The sequence below is a fragment of the Paenibacillus sp. FSL P4-0184 genome (assembly GCF_038004625.1).
Taxonomy (GTDB): Bacteria; Bacillota; Bacilli; order Paenibacillales; family Paenibacillaceae; genus Paenibacillus_AQ.
The window spans coordinates 1,283,065-1,298,138 of record NZ_JBBORN010000002.1 but is presented as its reverse complement, the minus strand read 5'-3'; the positions used below and the strand labels follow the sequence as shown (position 1 = coordinate 1,298,138).

Sequence of the window (15,074 nt, the reverse complement as noted above, 5' to 3'; positions counted from 1 at the left end):
TACAATATAAAAAACAAAAAAGGACAACACTAAAGTCATCCTTGTTATACTATTCTCTATTTAACGTGTTAATCTAATCACTTGTACCTCATGTGGTTGTACAACAGCATTTACCACAAAATTTGCTGTCACCTGCAGCGAACGCATTTGAAATAACGGCAGGGACCGACCTTCAAGATAAGACCATTCTTCTGGACGCATGTCCTTAGGTGCCCCCATATTCAACCATTCATCAAAGGCGCTTCCCCCAGCCGGACCTACTGAATACCTTCGCTCTGTATAAACACCCGGCGTTAAGCCGTCTAGACGAATGTGATACTGACGGGTATTGCGTATATTGAACACGTTGTAACGTTCGGTTTGAGTCAAGTGAGTGGTATGACGGTAGCGATATAGAGTATCATAATGACAATAATTATATAGGAATATCTGTATTTCACCTTTCGAGGAAGTTATAAAATACCCATCACCTTCAGCTATCAGACCGCTTCCTGCATAACGCAACAATTGCAGCGCCCGATAACAGCTTTTGGGCAAACCTCCGCGAGTGAATAAACCAAACCCGCCATGAAAAAGATCCGACGAAGGAACAATCTCCTCCATATGGTCACTAAGCGACCAGTATCCCATAGCCTCAAAGTGGTCGTAATTCTCCAGAAAATTTTTGAAAAGAAAAGCAGATTTGTAGGAGGTATCATTACACAAATCACGCTGCCATATGTTATTACTCCACTCTTCAAGAATCACGGGCAGACTAGCGAAACCACGTTGACGCAACAGCTTTTTGACCTTATGTAACGCGTGTTTCATAAACTGTTCATCGCCGCTTACCGCAAGTGGAAAAGCTTCATCCTCTGCCATGAGCTGAAGACCGGTGTCTTCTTGACCCGGTAAGATGCTGTGATAAGCACGTAGAGCCAGAGAGTCGGGCAAACAATTCCCCTTACTGCAAGACACTAGGAATTCGCTGATAAAATTACTAGAATCAATGTTGCTTCCTGGACCAACAATATGTAGCTGCGGATCGATAGCACGGATGGCGTGGCTGGTTTCACGGTAAAGCACCCAGTATTCTTCCATGGTAAACACACCATATCCTGAAAACTCTGGACTCACGAAAGGAGCAAATCTCCATTCCCGCACGGACTCAATCCCATACCGATCAATGAAATGCCTAACAAGGGAAGTCACAAGGTCGAGCCATTTGTCTAGATGCTCAGGCATAGAAAGGATGCTTGGCCTCTTAAATGGAAACACGGCTTCCCTCGCTAATGCAGAAGGCATATAACTAAATTCAACATAAGGCTTTAACTCCACTGAAAGCATGAAGTCCATTACCTCATCTACATAAACAAAGTTATAATCTGCGCTACCAGACATTTTCCTGACATACAGCATCATGTCATCGTCTAACAGACCTTTGCAGCGCATATAGCGAAAGCCAATCTCCTTTTGCAGCTTTCGTATTTGCGCCTGTACCGCGCCATTCAACAGATCCTTGGCGTAACCTGCATTAATCAATGTCCGCCAGTTATGACTCAGCGTCCGAATCTTACGGCCAGTTTCCACATGAAGATCATATCCCTCATTGACCTGAGGTTGGACAATGGAGTTCTCGTTGTGATGCAAATGCCGCATTAGTGAAGTGAAATCGGTCGAAAATCCCGCTGTGACCATTCTGTTCTCCTGTGGATCTGTCGCATCATGCTCATTTACTAGACGGTATTGCCCTGGTGTAACACCAAAGCGCCGTTTGAAGGCGTCGATCAAAGCGTTGGTACTTGGAAATCCAACTTCTGAGGCGATGTCCGTGATCGTTCTTTCACTACGAAGAAGTGCCACTGCCTGACTCAGTCTGACATTTGTAAGGTAGGCAGTAAAAGTAAGGCCAAGCTGTTTCTGAAATAAATGGGAAAGGTAGGAGCTACTTAAATAGATAGTAGAGGCTAGTCCACTCAGAGTAATACTTTCCCGATAATGTCGGTGGAGATAGTCGGTTGCTTTGCGCAATCTTTCCTTACTTGAGGATTTGGAGGGATCCTTCTGCTTGTTCTGCTCAAGAAAAGTATGCACTAGACTGTTCAGCAGTACACCTACACGACTACGCATTAGTATAGGTAAACGAGATTCGTTTTTGTAATAGGCCTGGAATACACTGGCGAACTCACTTCGGATTACATTAAAGCGAGCTTGTTCGTCCTTAGGGTATAGAAAAGACTTACACTCTATAATTATACTTTCAATCTCAGGACAAAAAGCTGCCAAAAATGCCGGCGAGATAAACAGCGACAGCGCCTTGCCCGAACCTTTCATACTTAAAGCGTGCAGTTGGTAGCTATTCAATACAATAATGTCATCCTGCTGAACTTCATAGGTAAACTGATTGTCATCCAACTGTAGTACCCCAGTTCCCTGCAAGATGTACATTACCTCAAGTTCTTGATGCCAGGAAGCGATAGCGTCTTCAGGGAGATTAATTGAAAACCTGAAATCCGAGGCTATCAATGTATTTTCTTGCATACCTAACCTCCTATTCTTAATCTTAATAGGGCCTTGCCTCATCCAAAATCCTATCATATAAACCCATGAAATCAAGTTTACTGTCTTATTGATAACGAAGGTTCAGGTTGTTTTTAGTGTCTTTTTTACAAACAATATAAAAAACACCAGACTAATAAACCCAGATATAGCACAAGTAATAAATACCATCTGATATCCCATAAGCAGTGAAACAAATCCAAGGAGTATAGCTCCTAAACCAATTCCTAAATCAAAAGCAGTAAAGAATGTAGCGTTCGCTACACCTCTTTTCGCTGGTGGGGCTAATCGAATCATCGCTACTTGAAGCGCTGGTTGAGCTGATCCGAATCCAATTCCGTACAAAATAGCTGTAATAACCACTCCAACAATTCCTTTAGTCATTGTTAGGACGAATAGTGCGACTATCAATATGAAAAGAGCAGGTACAATAATGACCCCTTCCCCATACTTATCGGATATCTTCCCTGTAAGTGGTCTAATTACTGTAAGTGTGACTGCATACACTAAGAAAAAAGTACCCGTGTTAACTTCAATATTTGCCGCAAAAAGTGGTAAAAAAGTTGTAATACCACCAAAAGTAAATGATAAGAAAAATGTAACGATAGCGATAGGTAAAACTGTTTTTTCATAAAATGATATTGGTTTTTTTGATGTGTTTTGAACTGTTGGTATTTTTGCACCAAATCCAAGAATGAATGCAATCAAAGCTAATGCTGTGCATAGAAGAAATAGGTAATGAAATGAATAAGATTTTGTTACCCAAAGACCAATGATTGGTCCTAACGCCATTCCTAATGTCATTGCTAGTCCATACCATCCCATTCCTTCTCCACGACGAGATTGTGGAATAACATCAGTCACAGCCGTTCCTATCGAAGTTGTAGCAACTGCCCAGCTGACTCCATGAAGGATACGTAATATTACTAAAAATATAATGCCTGTTACCCAATCATAAAAATACATGGTTATAGCAAAAAATAGTAATCCGCTTATTATAAATGCACGTCGACCAAACCGATCCATTAATCCTCCAATAATAGGACGAAAAATTACTGCCGATATTGTAAACACTCCAATTATTAATCCAACTTGAGATTCACTTCCACCTAGTTGTTTGATAAACATAGGCAATGTTGGCATTAGTAAATAAAATCCACTAAATAGTAATAAAGCTGTAAGGGTCAGCATGATATAGTTTTTTGTCCATAAACGTTCCATTGTAATGTAATCCTTCTTTCTATCGACTTTACGTACTCCCCAAAAATAGTGAAATAGGCGAATAAAAAAGCAGCACCATCGCTATAAAAGTGTTGGTACTGCCCTATATAGACTGATACACGCTTGGTTAATTAGAACGTCCTTGATACTTTAACAGCTTTTTCAAGCCCTGCGACAATAATCTCTTCTGCCTTATCAGGGAATTGGCTGTGCCCTTCAATGATAATAGTCTCTATATTTTTCACACCAAAGAAGTTCATCATACTTGTTACATATTTAACAGCCATCTCTAAATCAACTTTTGGTCCCTCAGAATACACACCACCACTTGCGTTTAATAACACTATTTTTTTATTTCCAATAAGCCCTACTGGACCTTCTGGCGTATATTTAAATGTTTTGCCTGCGCGGTTTAAGTAATCAATATATGTGTGTAGTACAGCTGGGATGGTTAAATTCCATAAAGGGAACCCAAATACGACTTTATCAGCTGCAAGGAATGGATCTAAATACTTATCAGCAACAGCTACTGCTTTTGCTTCTTCTACTGTTAAATCTAATCCTCTACTAGACTTAAATGTTCCGTTAATCATATCTGCACCTACGTAAGGCAACTCCTCATTGTATAAATCCAGCTCTACTACAGTGTCATTTGGATGTGATTCTTTATAGCTCGCTAAAAAAGACTCAAATAATCTAACACTTACCGACTGATCTGCTGGTCGATTGTTTGCTTTTACAAATAAAACTGTTGTCATTCCTTGTTCCTCCTGATGTGCACTCTTATGTTGTTTATAATATTTTTTTGAAGCTATACTCCATTTCTCCAGCCATAGCTTCAGGAGTATCACTAGTTACTCTGTAATCATGTGTATAAATTTGTTCGAACGTTCCAAAGTTCACTTGTTTATAAAATTCAAAACAAGGAAATCCATCATGTGCTCCTTGCATATTGACAGTACCATCCTTTTGAATATGAACTATTAAAAGATAGTCAACTGGAGGTGCAAATGCATTTAATGGATTGCTAGCACTTGCACTCATTTGAAACCTAACGTCTTCAGAGCCCCACACAATATCAGTGCACAAAATACCTTCTGTAGTAGCTTTTCCTGTTTTTTTATTAACAGAACCATCTGGAGTAGTGACTCTTTCTGTTGTAATACCAGTGTTTGCATATATGAAAATATCTTTTTTGTAAAAATCTACAACTACTTCTTGTTCCACTCTGGAGCGCATAGCGTTGACAGCATAGGGTGTAAATTCACGTGAGTCACCTTCAAAATGGATTACGTTTCCTGTTGCTTCATCCTTCCTAGGATCAGTCCACGGTGTTGGAATAAATACACTTGCTCTAACTTTAACAATATTAGTCATGAGAACCCTCCATAATTTATTAATTCTGTTTCAGTGATTCCTGTTTCTTTCACAACAGAAAATATAGTCAACTTGATTGACTACTTTTCGCATAGTACAATGTATTTCGTACAAAGTCAACTAAGTTGACTTTATTTAAGGAGGTTTTATGTATGACTCAGGAAGTCTTTAGTGAATTGGATCTGACAACACTTTTATCATTATCCTTTAGTACATCAATTAATGAACTACATGATAGATTGCGTGAATTAGGATTTGCAGATATTAGACCTGTACATGGTTTTATGTTTAAGTGTATTGCTCCAAACGGAGCAACAGGTATAGAATTAGCCGAATATTTAGGAATCACGAAGCAAGCTGTAAGTAAAATGGTAGATTATCTTGAGAAAAGTGGTTATGTAATTCGCGAAAATCATCCCACTGACAAGAGAGGAAAAATCATTGTTTTGACTGAGCGAGGTTGGTTAGCAGTGAAAGCAAAAGAGGAAATACTAACTGAGATTGAGCAACGTTGGATTGAAATCATAGGAACTGAACGACTGCAAATGCTCAAAGATGATTTAACAACACTTGTATATAAAGCAAATGAAGATAAATCTACTATGAGATCAAGACCTGTCTGGTAAGTGTATGGTTAAGATTTGGTGTATGCTGCGATTCATCAAACCAAAAAGGGTAGAAGACTTAAAGATCTGTCTTCCACCCTTTTTAAAAGCTGATTATCTGCAGCGTACATTTAGTATTTGCTCTGGGAAATTGCTACTCTAAATACCCATTGACTAAGCCCAGCGGCAATGGCTTGGGCTGCTCGCAGCTGGTTACCAGTTGAGCATATTGCTTAGAGTCGGAACTTGTATGGAATGCATGCATGATCTCAAGTACGTGATTGGCGAGTTCTCCGTTTGCACGAGGAGTCTCCCCCGTGTCGATGCAGTGTGCCATATCTGCTACTCCTATGCCTCTACTATTATCTGCATAATTGTAGATAAGCGGGATCTCTTGGAATTCCGAGCTGTGTGCCGGGCGTAAAAGGATCGGCCCTCCAAAGTTGTTAGGGTCCGGTACGATCAAGGTTCCTTGCGATCCGTAGATTTCGATCCTCGGTAAAGTACTGTGCCAAACATCAAAGCTGGTAATCATGGTTGCCACAGCGCCACTGTCAAACTCAATCGTTCCAGCAACATGTGTGGGCACCTCTACATCAATGACTTTGCCAAACTTTTTGTCGCTCGTGATCGTTCTATGAGCAAAGGAGGTTTTAGTGATGCCGCATACTGTTTTAGCTGGGCCCAGCAAAGATACTAACGCAGTTAGATAGTAGGGTCCCATGTCAAACATGGGTCCTCCACCGGCTTTATAATAAAATTCCGGATCAGGATGCCAGCTTTCATGTCCATGACAAAGCATAAAGGCAGTTGCTGCCACCGGCTCCCCGATATAACCATCCGCAATCAGCTTCCTACAGGTTTGCAGACCGCCTCCAAGAAAAGTATCTGGTGCGCAGCCAAGGAACAGGTTCTTTTCCTTCGCCAGACGAACTAGCTCAGTGCCATTTTCAAGGGAAAGGGATAAGGGCTTCTCCACATACACATGCTTGCCAGCTAGCAAGGCTTGCTTGCACACGTCAAAATGAAAATTAGGCGTTGTTAGATTAACGACTATTTCAATCTCTTCCGAAGCAAGTAATTGTTCTGTCGTCCATACATGAGGAACGCCATATTTCTCCGCCGCATGCTCTGCACGACCTTTATCCAAGTCGGAACAAGCATAAACCTCAGTATTAACGAAAGTCCCGTTCAAATTTTCAAAATAAATGCTGCTGATGTTTCCGCAGCCGACTATACCTACCTTCACTTTGCGCAAGTTCATTCCCACCTTATCTCAGTTTTAGTTAGCCGCCCACAAAAAGCCTTTTCGCATCAGTTCCTTGGCTTCCGGTATATCGAAAACGTCTGCATGATGGCCAAGTGAATTATAGAAAACCTTCCCTTTTCCCCATTTCTTCGTATATACAACGGGCATCGTGATGACACCATTTGCTGAATGCTCACCCTCACTCATTACAAACGTAGTTGTTGCCAAGACATCCACTGCAGGATCTACATGTAAATAATATTGTTCCGATTTCACCTTGAAGTCTTGGATGCCCTCCACAATGGGACTGGATCCAGAATGTATGATATTAACTTCGTACTCTACCCCATCGTTAAATGGATGTGCTACCCATTGTGACCCGGTCAAAAATTGCCACTCTGTATTGTTACGGAAAGAGTCGCACATCCCTCCATGACAACCGGCAATTCCTACTCCAGAAGCTACTGCCTTCAGAACTGAGGATACCTGATCATTACTGATTTCTCCCATGGTCCATACCGGTACAATAAGGCTTAAATCCGTAAGCTTCTCTGCACTGTTGAAGCTCTCCAGCGTATCAGACACTTCAACTTCAAAGCCTTCAGCCTCTAGAATGCCAGCAAAAATTGCGGCTACTTCATTTGGTTCATGCCCATCCCATCCACCTTTTACAATCAATGCTTTCTTCGTCATCCTGCAATCTCCTTTTCCTTTATATATGTAATCAACCTTTCGTCCATCTGATGAAATTGTAATCCAGATCAGAGAGGTGTGCTCGCCATTTCACTTGTAGGAATGGTCATTTTTTGCTAAGTTTTAGAGATGAACTTAAAATTCAAACCACATGAACAGGAGATCTCATGAAAGCCTTCCACGAAAATAGAACTTACCATTCGACTTTCCCCTTCACTGTAATAATGTCTAATGATATTGATTTTCTAGCCCACTGGCATAACGATCTTGAGATAGTCTATGTATTTGAAGGTTCAATTCGGATGGGAATCAACTCCGAAACGAGGATCTTGAAAGCGGGAGATATGGCTATATGCAGCAGCGGAGACATCCACTACTATGACAGTAAAGACAGCAGCTCCAAGATAATGATGGTGATATTCAATCCTTCATTAATCGGCTTTCCTGGTGGATGGCCTTTGAATGTGAGGCTGACTTCCCCATTTATGGAGAAACGAATAGCAACACGAGAAGAAGAAGTCCGTATCAACAACCGTCTTTCTCTGATCCTGCAGGAACTTATGGACGAATATAATCAGAAGCTGGAATATCATGAACAGGTAATCATTGGACTTTTGCACGAGTGGAGCGGACTCATTTTACGGCATGTTCCCTTGGATAAGATTAATCCACAGAAAGATAAAAGACGCATCACTAACATGAAGATTATGCAAGGGGTTCTTGAATACCTCGACGTCAACTACATGCATCCCATCACACTTGCTGACGCCGCAAGGCAAGCCAATATGAGCCTCTTTTATTTCTCCCGCTTCTTCAAGAGTCTTTCGGGTATGAGCTATATTGCATACCTTAGCAACATCCGAGTCAACCAAGCAGAACAGCTGCTGCTGACTACAGACAAATCCATTTTAGATATCGCACTGGAATGCGGTTTCACTAATATCCGTACCTTTAACAGAGTATTTAAACAGATTAAACAACGGACTCCAAGTGAATTACGTTAAAAGATACATGGTCCGTTATCTTATTTAGCAAACAAAAAACCGATGATCTTTTGGTTTAGATCATCGGCTTTATTTTAATATTCGGATGCACAAAGACGGCGAAAAGGTCTACGTTTAAGTGACAACTTACCCAGTCCTCATTACTGAGCTCCAACTATTGGATGAGGAACATACAACTCTTCAAGGAATGAAATTTCTTCAGGTGATAATTTCACCGATAGAGCATCTACTGAATCTTCGAGCTGAGCAATTTTCGTCGCGCCCACAATTGGAGCAGCTACAGAAGCTTTTTGCAACAGCCATGCAAGTGCGATATGAGTACGTGGGGCACCTCGTTTCTCTGCTAACGACGCTACTCGCTCAACAATTAATCGATCTACATCAGCGGTTGAATCATACTTTGATTTTTGAATGAGATCGGTTTCGGATCTGCGTGTTGTTTCCGACCAATCGCGAATCAATCTTCCTGATGCCAGAGGACTATAAGGAGTTACCGCAATTTTTTGATCCTGACAAAGTGGCATCATTTCCCTTTCCTCTTCTCGGTAGATGAGATTAAGGTGATTTTGCATGGATACAAAGCGAGTCCAGCTATTTGTCTCGGCCACATGTAATGCTTTTTGGAATTGCCAAGCATACATAGCAGACGCACCGATATATCTAGCCTTTCCAGACTTCACCACATCATGCAAGGCCTCCATGGTTTCTTCAATGGGTGTGTTATAATCCCAGCGGTGAATGATATAGAGATCCACATAATCGGTCCCAAGTCTCTTCAAACTGTTATCTATTTCGCTCATAATAGCTTTTCGAGAAAGCCCACCACCATTAGGACCTGGACGCATCTGGCCCCAGACCTTCGTGGCAAGTACAATTTCATCCCGATTCGCATAGTCCTTAAGCGCACGTCCGATAATCTCTTCACTGGAACCACCTGCGTAAATATTAGCTGTATCAAAAAAATTGATGCCAAGCTCAAGCGCTCTTTTAATGATAGGACGACTGTTCTCCTCATCGAGCACCCATTGGTGCCCTCCAGGCAGCACTTTTCCAAAGCTCATACAACCAAGGCAAATCCGAGAGACGTCCATTCCCGTATTTCCAAATTTGATATGTTCCATAAAGCAAGCCTCCATTTCTATGTTTAAATGAATTTTAGTTCTTACAGTGCTTCAAACCATTCATCCGCTACAGCTTCAAACCATTCTGTTTCGCCTGGAGTCATAGCCAAATGAACGAACCAACTATCCTTTGTCGCGCCATGCCAATGTCTCACATTAGGTGGGATGTTGACCACATCACCTATTTCGAGCAATTGAGCAGGTTTTCCTTCTTCCTGATACCAGCCATTTCCACCAGTGACTAACAGAACTTGTCCAACCTGATGAGCATGCCAGTTATTGCGTGCGCCTGGAGTAAAGGTTACATTACCAATTGCGGTATTAAGCGGCTTCGGATCTGTAAACACCATTTGCAAATAAGCGTCACCCGTAAAGTTTGCTTTAACCTTTGCCCCTAAAGGAAAAATAGTGCTGCTACTAAGTTGTTCATTTTTCATCGTTGATTCCTACTTTCTGCCTATAGTTAATGTTTATTAGAGCACTGTAATCCTCTTACTCTCCCGCTGGAAAATCAGTAGAAGCTGTCAGTTCAGTCTGCTTCTCATAGTCGGCAACACGAGCTTTGAGGGTCGAAATCGTGCTTGCCAGTGCATGAGATCCAAGTATCATTCGCATCGGTGCCGGTTCTAATTCAACACTTTCTATGATTCGGGCAGCCATCCGCACAGGATCTCCAGGAGCTAAACTCTTAGAAGTGTCCAGCATGTTCAAAAAGTTATGTGCTGGGTTGCCTTCGTATTCTGTCATGAGTTTCGTTACCTGTGCGCTCCCATAACGGAACTCGGTACGGGCTCCTCCCGGCTCCACCAATGTAATACCGATGTTAAAAGCTTCAACCTCCTGAGCAACGGACTCACAAAAGCCCTCTATCCCAAACTTGGTCGCATGGTACATCGAATTTCCTGGGAAGGCGACCTGCCCGCCATAGGAGGAGATCTGAATAATGCGTCCACCACCCTGAGTGCGCAAATGCGGGAGAGCTGAACGAATAAGCTGGATGGACCCTGTTAGATTCGTGGCAATGATATGATTAACCTCGTCGTCAGAGAGTTCTTCTGCAGCCCCGAAAAGTCCATAACCAGCATTGCTTATGATAACGTCGATTCGTCCAAACTTTTCAAAAGATCTATCGACAAGATTTCGAATGGCAGGAACATCGGTCACATCTAGAATCTCGCAACTGAAGGTTTCGGGATACTTCTCAATGAGGTCAGCGACCTTGCTTTTGTTACGAACAGTACCGATAACCTTATTGCCCTTTTCAAGAAGCTGTCTCGTCATCTCATAACCAAAACCACTGCTCACACCGGTGATAAGCCATGTGCGATTGTTCATAATCATTTCCTCCCAAACTTCTTATTCCGATTTAGCTGCTGGAATACTTAGCACATGAGTAGTTGTGACGAATATTTAATACGCATAATTACAATAATGATCACATGTCTATTATTATAATCAGATTAAATTTGATGCCAATTGTTAATTTGATGCGATTTGTACATTAATAAACAAAACCATCGAAATTGTTTATTTCCTAATGCGTATTCGCGATTCTTTTATATAAATTTATAAACAGATGTCCCATTGATGAGCTCGTTATAGTATGTTATATAATGAATTCTTACTCTTTTGTTGATGAATAAAGAAAGTTCGGTGAGCAAATTGTCTAAAGTCGATCGAAGAATCCTAAAAACACAGGAAGCCCTGAAGACAGCAGTCATTGAACTAATGACTGTGAAAAATTTTGATGATATAACCCTTCAGGAACTCTCTGATAAAGCAAACGTGAGCCGTGGTACTATTTACCTTCACTATATGGATAAATATGATCTTCTTGATAAGCTTATCGAGAAGCATATCAATGAACTTCGTGAAAGATGTGAAGCAGCCTCTGATTTGGATTTTGTAACGGGGTCCGTGATTTGGACAGAATACTTTGAGAGTAACTATGCCTTTTTCTCCATGATGTTAGCTAGCAAAGGAGCCCCTTTCTTCCGGAGTCGTTTTCTGGAATTTCTTATAGAAGAGTTCAAAGACGAAGTGGATATCACAAAGGGTAAAAACGAAGGATTAAATAAGGATCTAGTCGTACAATTTTTAGCTTCTTCGTATGTAGGTGTAGTTGAATGGTGGTTTACGAACGAAAGACCAGTAACCTATCAAGTATTAGCAGAACAGCTGGGAGCCTTATTGGAACGAAATTGTACAAATAACCCCTCATCCTAAAGGATGAAGGGTGACTTGGAAAATAGTAACTAGTTTGCGAAATGTTAGCCTATTTCGATCTTTCTTAGAAACCATATTTAGCTTCTTCAGCCTCTCGAATTTTGGCATAGGTCTCAGAGAGTACATAGGTATCTTCCACTAAGCGGTCTATACGGAATAGCACATCATCATTTACTATTTCTTTTCGATAAAAATCCTTCTCTTCTATAAATACATACGTTTGAACAATTTGCGCTTTCATATAGGCTAATATCGGTTTCAATTGCTGCTCAGCTACCAGATAGTGGCGTGCAGATCCTGCCGTGACGAGCATACTTGCAACCTTGTGTTGAAATGCTTTTTCGGGTGCTAAATCGAATATATTCTTTAGTGTTGCTGGGATGGAAGCTTGAAATATAGGCGTTCCGATTACGATAACATCTGCTTTCATGATCGTTTGAATTACGTACTTGGTGTCCCCTTCGTATTCCAGATAATTGCGACCATCACTGAATTGAACATCATACTCCGCCAGATCTAGAAGCGTAACTTCTGCATCTTTGTATTTTTCATGAAACGAATTTATTGTGTAATTCATAGCGATTCTGGTTTTCGATCCTATCTTTGACCCTGATAATGCTACGATTTTCATAATTCTGACCTCCTGGAGTTTATTTTTTTGCCGTATATTTTTTAATAGCTGGTAGAATTTCAGAACCAATTAAATCTATGTTTTTCATTAAATTTTCAAAAGGTACGCCACCAAAATCCATTTGTGCGATATATCGTTGATGGCCGAAGAGTTCATGTTGATATAGAATTTTTTCAATGATTTCCTGTGGGCTGCCAATATTCATAACATCGCGCGGATCGGCTCCTTGAGCAAACGCCTGTTTAGGAAAACCACGTCCATTGGTTAATTTCATTCCTTCGTTTATATATGGATAATAGGTTCTTTGTGCCTTCTGTGTTGTTTCATCCGCGTAAAAGAATCCAGCAGTCGCTACAGGCAGCTTCGACGGATCGAATCCGTTCTGGCTTGCAGCTTCACGATAAGCATCAATGGATCTTTTAAACAAGACTGCGGGACCCCCTAAATGGGCCAAAAACATAGGAACACCTGCAATACCTGCTTTGATCGCACTGGCAGAAGTTCCCCCTACAGCTCTCCATATCGGTAAGTTTCCCTCAGGACGGGGGAGGATTCTTGCATTTTTGAGAGGGTTACGAAATTCTCCCTTCCAATTCATAACTTCGTTTTCATTTATCTTTAATAACAAGTCGAATTTTTCTTCAAATAATTCCTCATAATCATTAAGATCATAGCCCAATAATTCATATAACCCCACTCTAGAGGCACGGCCAGCTATTATTTCAGCTCGACCATTTGAGATCAAATCAATTGTAGCGAAATCTTCGTACACCCTAACCGGATCAGAGGTGCTTATAATCGTAGATGAACTACCTATTTTCATTTTCTTAGTAGCCTGTGCAATAGCTGACAGCACAACGGTATGCGCCTGAGTAGCAAAATACTCTTGATGACTCTCTCCTACACTAAAAAAATCAATTCCTGCTTGCTCCGCTAATTGAGCCAAGTCAATAATTTCACGTATGCGTTGTTTGGCAGATATTCGGCTCCCAGTTTCAGGGTTCGCTAGATGATCACCTAATGTATAAAGTCCAAACTCTAAGCCGTTGTCTGCATTGATCCGATATCGTTCCATGATTACCCTCTTTTCTTTAAGAAGTAAGAATTCATTTATGATTTGTCGATTAAATATAATTAAGTAAGTCACTATAATAAGTATAGTTAAGTGCTTGCATAATGTCAAACTAATGATCCTGTTAAGAAAAAACAACTCGATTTAAGCCTTGTGCTAAGAATCCCCTATAATAATCTCCACATGGTATATTTAGGATATTGATTTGATTATTAAAGTGATAAACAAAAAAAGGAGACTTGTATTCATGCACAACCGCCGCTTCATGAACGTATTACTTATTCTTTTCTTATCGGCTTCCAATTCGACTCCGATCTTTGCATCGGCTTCGGTTGTACCGAAGTTATCCGATTCTATCCAACGTTCTGTAATCCAACCCTCCGTCACAATTAATGGCATAAACTTTTCCTTTCAAGATGAGTTGCCTACGTTAATAGAGGGAAAAACGTTCGTTCCAACCCAACTTTTTGAGCATCCCGACATACAAGCCGATATTTCGAAGTTTATAGATAACCCTTATCCGCATGTTTTTATTTCACATTTTAACGGAGCACTTTCTATTTATCCGGATAAAAGTGATTATATGTTTAGCGATTACAACGAAGATATAGAGGATTCTGACGTTTGGATTGATTGGAAAAGTCCTACACCTTATCTCTCCGGCAGTGACATTATGGTTCCATTGCGCGCTATTGCGGAACGAATCGGGATTTCCGTTGATTGGGATGTAGCAACTAGAACAGCCATCATTACCACGGATGATGACTTTCGTGCTGAACTCGAATCTCCTGAGGAGTGGGAAGATTGGCTAGGAATGAAACCTATCGAGATGGATGATCCCTCAGGAGAGGCAATAACAGAGCAGGAGTTAACTGAATTTGCTATTTTGAGCGGACTCCCAGTTCTGGACTCTCGGATTATTGATAAATATACAGCTGTACTCTTACATATCGAAGAGGAAGATGGCGAAGAATCGCTTACGTTGAAATACGTCGATCGTTTAAAAAACGGTAGTTTGGACTGGAGTATGGATTTAGGCATGGGGGATGATGGAGACGACGTCCAAGTGAAGAGGAGCGGACAACTCGTTAGTGTTGGTATGTTCGATCAAGGTCTTAAGAAGCAATTCAGTCATTTCGAAGTAAGTTACAAAGTTCATGATAAGAAAGTAACTCACACCTATGATATCGCGGGTAAACAAGGCATGTTATTTGACATTCCTGAGGAAGTGACAAGCGGGGAGATAACTTTCTTTGGGAAAAACGGTTACACATTCGAAACGTATTTCTGGTGAGTTGACAAGCTTAAACAAATGTAAAAGGTACCCTAGTTGGGTA

Annotated in this window: 15 protein-coding genes; 4 read left to right on the top strand and 11 right to left on the bottom strand. The window is 41.0% G+C overall.

Annotated elements, in window-relative coordinates; all coding sequences use genetic code 11:
• Window positions 1–60 precede the first annotated feature (60 nt).
• From MKY52_RS27690 to MKY52_RS27675, 4 genes are all read right to left on the bottom strand, one after another.
• Window positions 61–2,520: a GH39 family glycosyl hydrolase gene (locus MKY52_RS27690; protein WP_341054969.1), complete on the bottom strand. Its 2,460-nt coding sequence runs from the start codon at window positions 2,518–2,520 to the stop codon at window positions 61–63.
• Between the two features lie 102 nt (window positions 2,521–2,622).
• Window positions 2,623–3,759, bottom strand: coding sequence for an MFS transporter (locus MKY52_RS27685; RefSeq protein WP_341054968.1), 1,137 nt, complete (start codon window positions 3,757–3,759; stop codon window positions 2,623–2,625).
• A gap of 131 nt (window positions 3,760–3,890) precedes the next feature.
• Complete coding sequence (locus tag MKY52_RS27680; RefSeq protein WP_341054967.1) at window positions 3,891–4,517, bottom strand: FMN-dependent NADH-azoreductase; 627 nt, start codon at window positions 4,515–4,517, stop codon at window positions 3,891–3,893.
• A gap of 34 nt (window positions 4,518–4,551) precedes the next feature.
• Window positions 4,552–5,136, bottom strand: a complete 585-nt coding sequence (locus MKY52_RS27675; protein WP_341054965.1) for a DUF3238 domain-containing protein — start codon at window positions 5,134–5,136, stop codon at window positions 4,552–4,554.
• Window positions 5,137–5,288: 152 nt separating this feature from the next.
• On the opposite strand from MKY52_RS27675, the gene MKY52_RS27670 reads away from it, so the two are divergent.
• Complete coding sequence (locus MKY52_RS27670) at window positions 5,289–5,762, top strand: MarR family winged helix-turn-helix transcriptional regulator (RefSeq protein ID WP_076286766.1); 474 nt, start codon at window positions 5,289–5,291, stop codon at window positions 5,760–5,762.
• 133 nt (window positions 5,763–5,895) lie between these two features.
• Here the strand turns inward: MKY52_RS27670 and MKY52_RS27665 are convergent, their stop codons facing one another.
• Both MKY52_RS27665 and MKY52_RS27660 read right to left on the bottom strand, forming a co-directional pair.
• Window positions 5,896–6,999, bottom strand: coding sequence for a Gfo/Idh/MocA family protein (locus tag MKY52_RS27665; protein ID WP_341054964.1), 1,104 nt, complete (start codon window positions 6,997–6,999; stop codon window positions 5,896–5,898).
• A gap of 24 nt (window positions 7,000–7,023) precedes the next feature.
• Window positions 7,024–7,683, bottom strand: coding sequence for a ThuA domain-containing protein (locus MKY52_RS27660; RefSeq protein ID WP_149645640.1), 660 nt, complete (start codon window positions 7,681–7,683; stop codon window positions 7,024–7,026).
• Window positions 7,684–7,850: 167 nt separating this feature from the next.
• Between MKY52_RS27660 and MKY52_RS27655 the strand changes: the two genes are divergently transcribed.
• The gene (locus tag MKY52_RS27655) at window positions 7,851–8,687 is read left to right on the top strand and encodes an AraC family transcriptional regulator (RefSeq protein ID WP_076299762.1); all 837 of its coding nucleotides are present in this window, start codon (window positions 7,851–7,853) and stop codon (window positions 8,685–8,687) included.
• A 140-nt stretch (window positions 8,688–8,827) separates the two neighbouring features.
• Here MKY52_RS27655 and MKY52_RS27650 read toward each other — a convergent pair whose 3' ends face one another.
• The 3 genes from MKY52_RS27650 to MKY52_RS27640 are packed head-to-tail and all read right to left on the bottom strand — an operon-like array spanning window position 8,828 to window position 11,143.
• The gene (locus tag MKY52_RS27650) at window positions 8,828–9,808 is read right to left on the bottom strand and encodes an aldo/keto reductase (RefSeq protein WP_341054961.1); all 981 of its coding nucleotides are present in this window, start codon (window positions 9,806–9,808) and stop codon (window positions 8,828–8,830) included.
• Window positions 9,809–9,849: 41 nt separating this feature from the next.
• Window positions 9,850–10,245, bottom strand: a complete 396-nt coding sequence (locus MKY52_RS27645; RefSeq protein WP_341054959.1) for a cupin domain-containing protein — start codon at window positions 10,243–10,245, stop codon at window positions 9,850–9,852.
• A 55-nt stretch (window positions 10,246–10,300) separates the two neighbouring features.
• Complete coding sequence (locus MKY52_RS27640; protein ID WP_341054957.1) at window positions 10,301–11,143, bottom strand: SDR family oxidoreductase; 843 nt, start codon at window positions 11,141–11,143, stop codon at window positions 10,301–10,303.
• Window positions 11,144–11,470: 327 nt separating this feature from the next.
• On the opposite strand from MKY52_RS27640, the gene MKY52_RS27635 reads away from it, so the two are divergent.
• A complete protein-coding gene (locus MKY52_RS27635) occupies window positions 11,471–12,034 on the top strand; it encodes a TetR/AcrR family transcriptional regulator (protein WP_149645636.1) in 564 nt (187 codons plus the stop codon).
• A 64-nt stretch (window positions 12,035–12,098) separates the two neighbouring features.
• Here the strand turns inward: MKY52_RS27635 and MKY52_RS27630 are convergent, their stop codons facing one another.
• Both MKY52_RS27630 and MKY52_RS27625 read right to left on the bottom strand, forming a co-directional pair.
• Window positions 12,099–12,665 (bottom strand): NADPH-dependent FMN reductase, encoded by a 567-nt coding sequence (locus tag MKY52_RS27630; protein WP_341054955.1) that lies wholly within the window; start codon window positions 12,663–12,665, stop codon window positions 12,099–12,101.
• A gap of 19 nt (window positions 12,666–12,684) precedes the next feature.
• Window positions 12,685–13,740 (bottom strand): LLM class flavin-dependent oxidoreductase, encoded by a 1,056-nt coding sequence (locus MKY52_RS27625; RefSeq protein WP_341054952.1) that lies wholly within the window; start codon window positions 13,738–13,740, stop codon window positions 12,685–12,687.
• 244 nt (window positions 13,741–13,984) lie between these two features.
• On the opposite strand from MKY52_RS27625, the gene MKY52_RS27620 reads away from it, so the two are divergent.
• Window positions 13,985–15,031, top strand: a complete 1,047-nt coding sequence (locus tag MKY52_RS27620) for a stalk domain-containing protein (protein WP_341054950.1) — start codon at window positions 13,985–13,987, stop codon at window positions 15,029–15,031.
• The last annotated feature ends 43 nt before the right edge of the window (window positions 15,032–15,074 follow it).

Excerpts from the sequence above, each read along its gene's own strand:
- MKY52_RS27690 (WP_341054969.1), bottom strand. The coding sequence starts at position 2,520 with ATGCAAGAAAATACATTGATAGCCTCGGATTTCAGGTTTTCAATTAAT.
- MKY52_RS27685 (WP_341054968.1), bottom strand. The coding sequence starts at position 3,759 with ATGGAACGTTTATGGACAAAAAACTATATCATGCTGACCCTTACAGCT.
- MKY52_RS27680 (WP_341054967.1), bottom strand. The coding sequence starts at position 4,517 with ATGACAACAGTTTTATTTGTAAAAGCAAACAATCGACCAGCAGATCAG.
- MKY52_RS27675 (WP_341054965.1), bottom strand. The coding sequence starts at position 5,136 with ATGACTAATATTGTTAAAGTTAGAGCAAGTGTATTTATTCCAACACCG.
- MKY52_RS27670 (WP_076286766.1), top strand. The coding sequence starts at position 5,289 with ATGACTCAGGAAGTCTTTAGTGAATTGGATCTGACAACACTTTTATCA.
- MKY52_RS27660 (WP_149645640.1), bottom strand. The coding sequence starts at position 7,683 with ATGACGAAGAAAGCATTGATTGTAAAAGGTGGATGGGATGGGCATGAA.
- MKY52_RS27655 (WP_076299762.1), top strand. The coding sequence starts at position 7,851 with ATGAAAGCCTTCCACGAAAATAGAACTTACCATTCGACTTTCCCCTTC.
- MKY52_RS27650 (WP_341054961.1), bottom strand. The coding sequence starts at position 9,808 with ATGGAACATATCAAATTTGGAAATACGGGAATGGACGTCTCTCGGATT.
- MKY52_RS27645 (WP_341054959.1), bottom strand. The coding sequence starts at position 10,245 with ATGAAAAATGAACAACTTAGTAGCAGCACTATTTTTCCTTTAGGGGCA.
- MKY52_RS27640 (WP_341054957.1), bottom strand. The coding sequence starts at position 11,143 with ATGAACAATCGCACATGGCTTATCACCGGTGTGAGCAGTGGTTTTGGT.
- MKY52_RS27630 (WP_341054955.1), bottom strand. The coding sequence starts at position 12,665 with ATGAAAATCGTAGCATTATCAGGGTCAAAGATAGGATCGAAAACCAGA.
- MKY52_RS27625 (WP_341054952.1), bottom strand. The coding sequence starts at position 13,740 with ATGGAACGATATCGGATCAATGCAGACAACGGCTTAGAGTTTGGACTT.
- MKY52_RS27620 (WP_341054950.1), top strand. The coding sequence starts at position 13,985 with ATGCACAACCGCCGCTTCATGAACGTATTACTTATTCTTTTCTTATCG.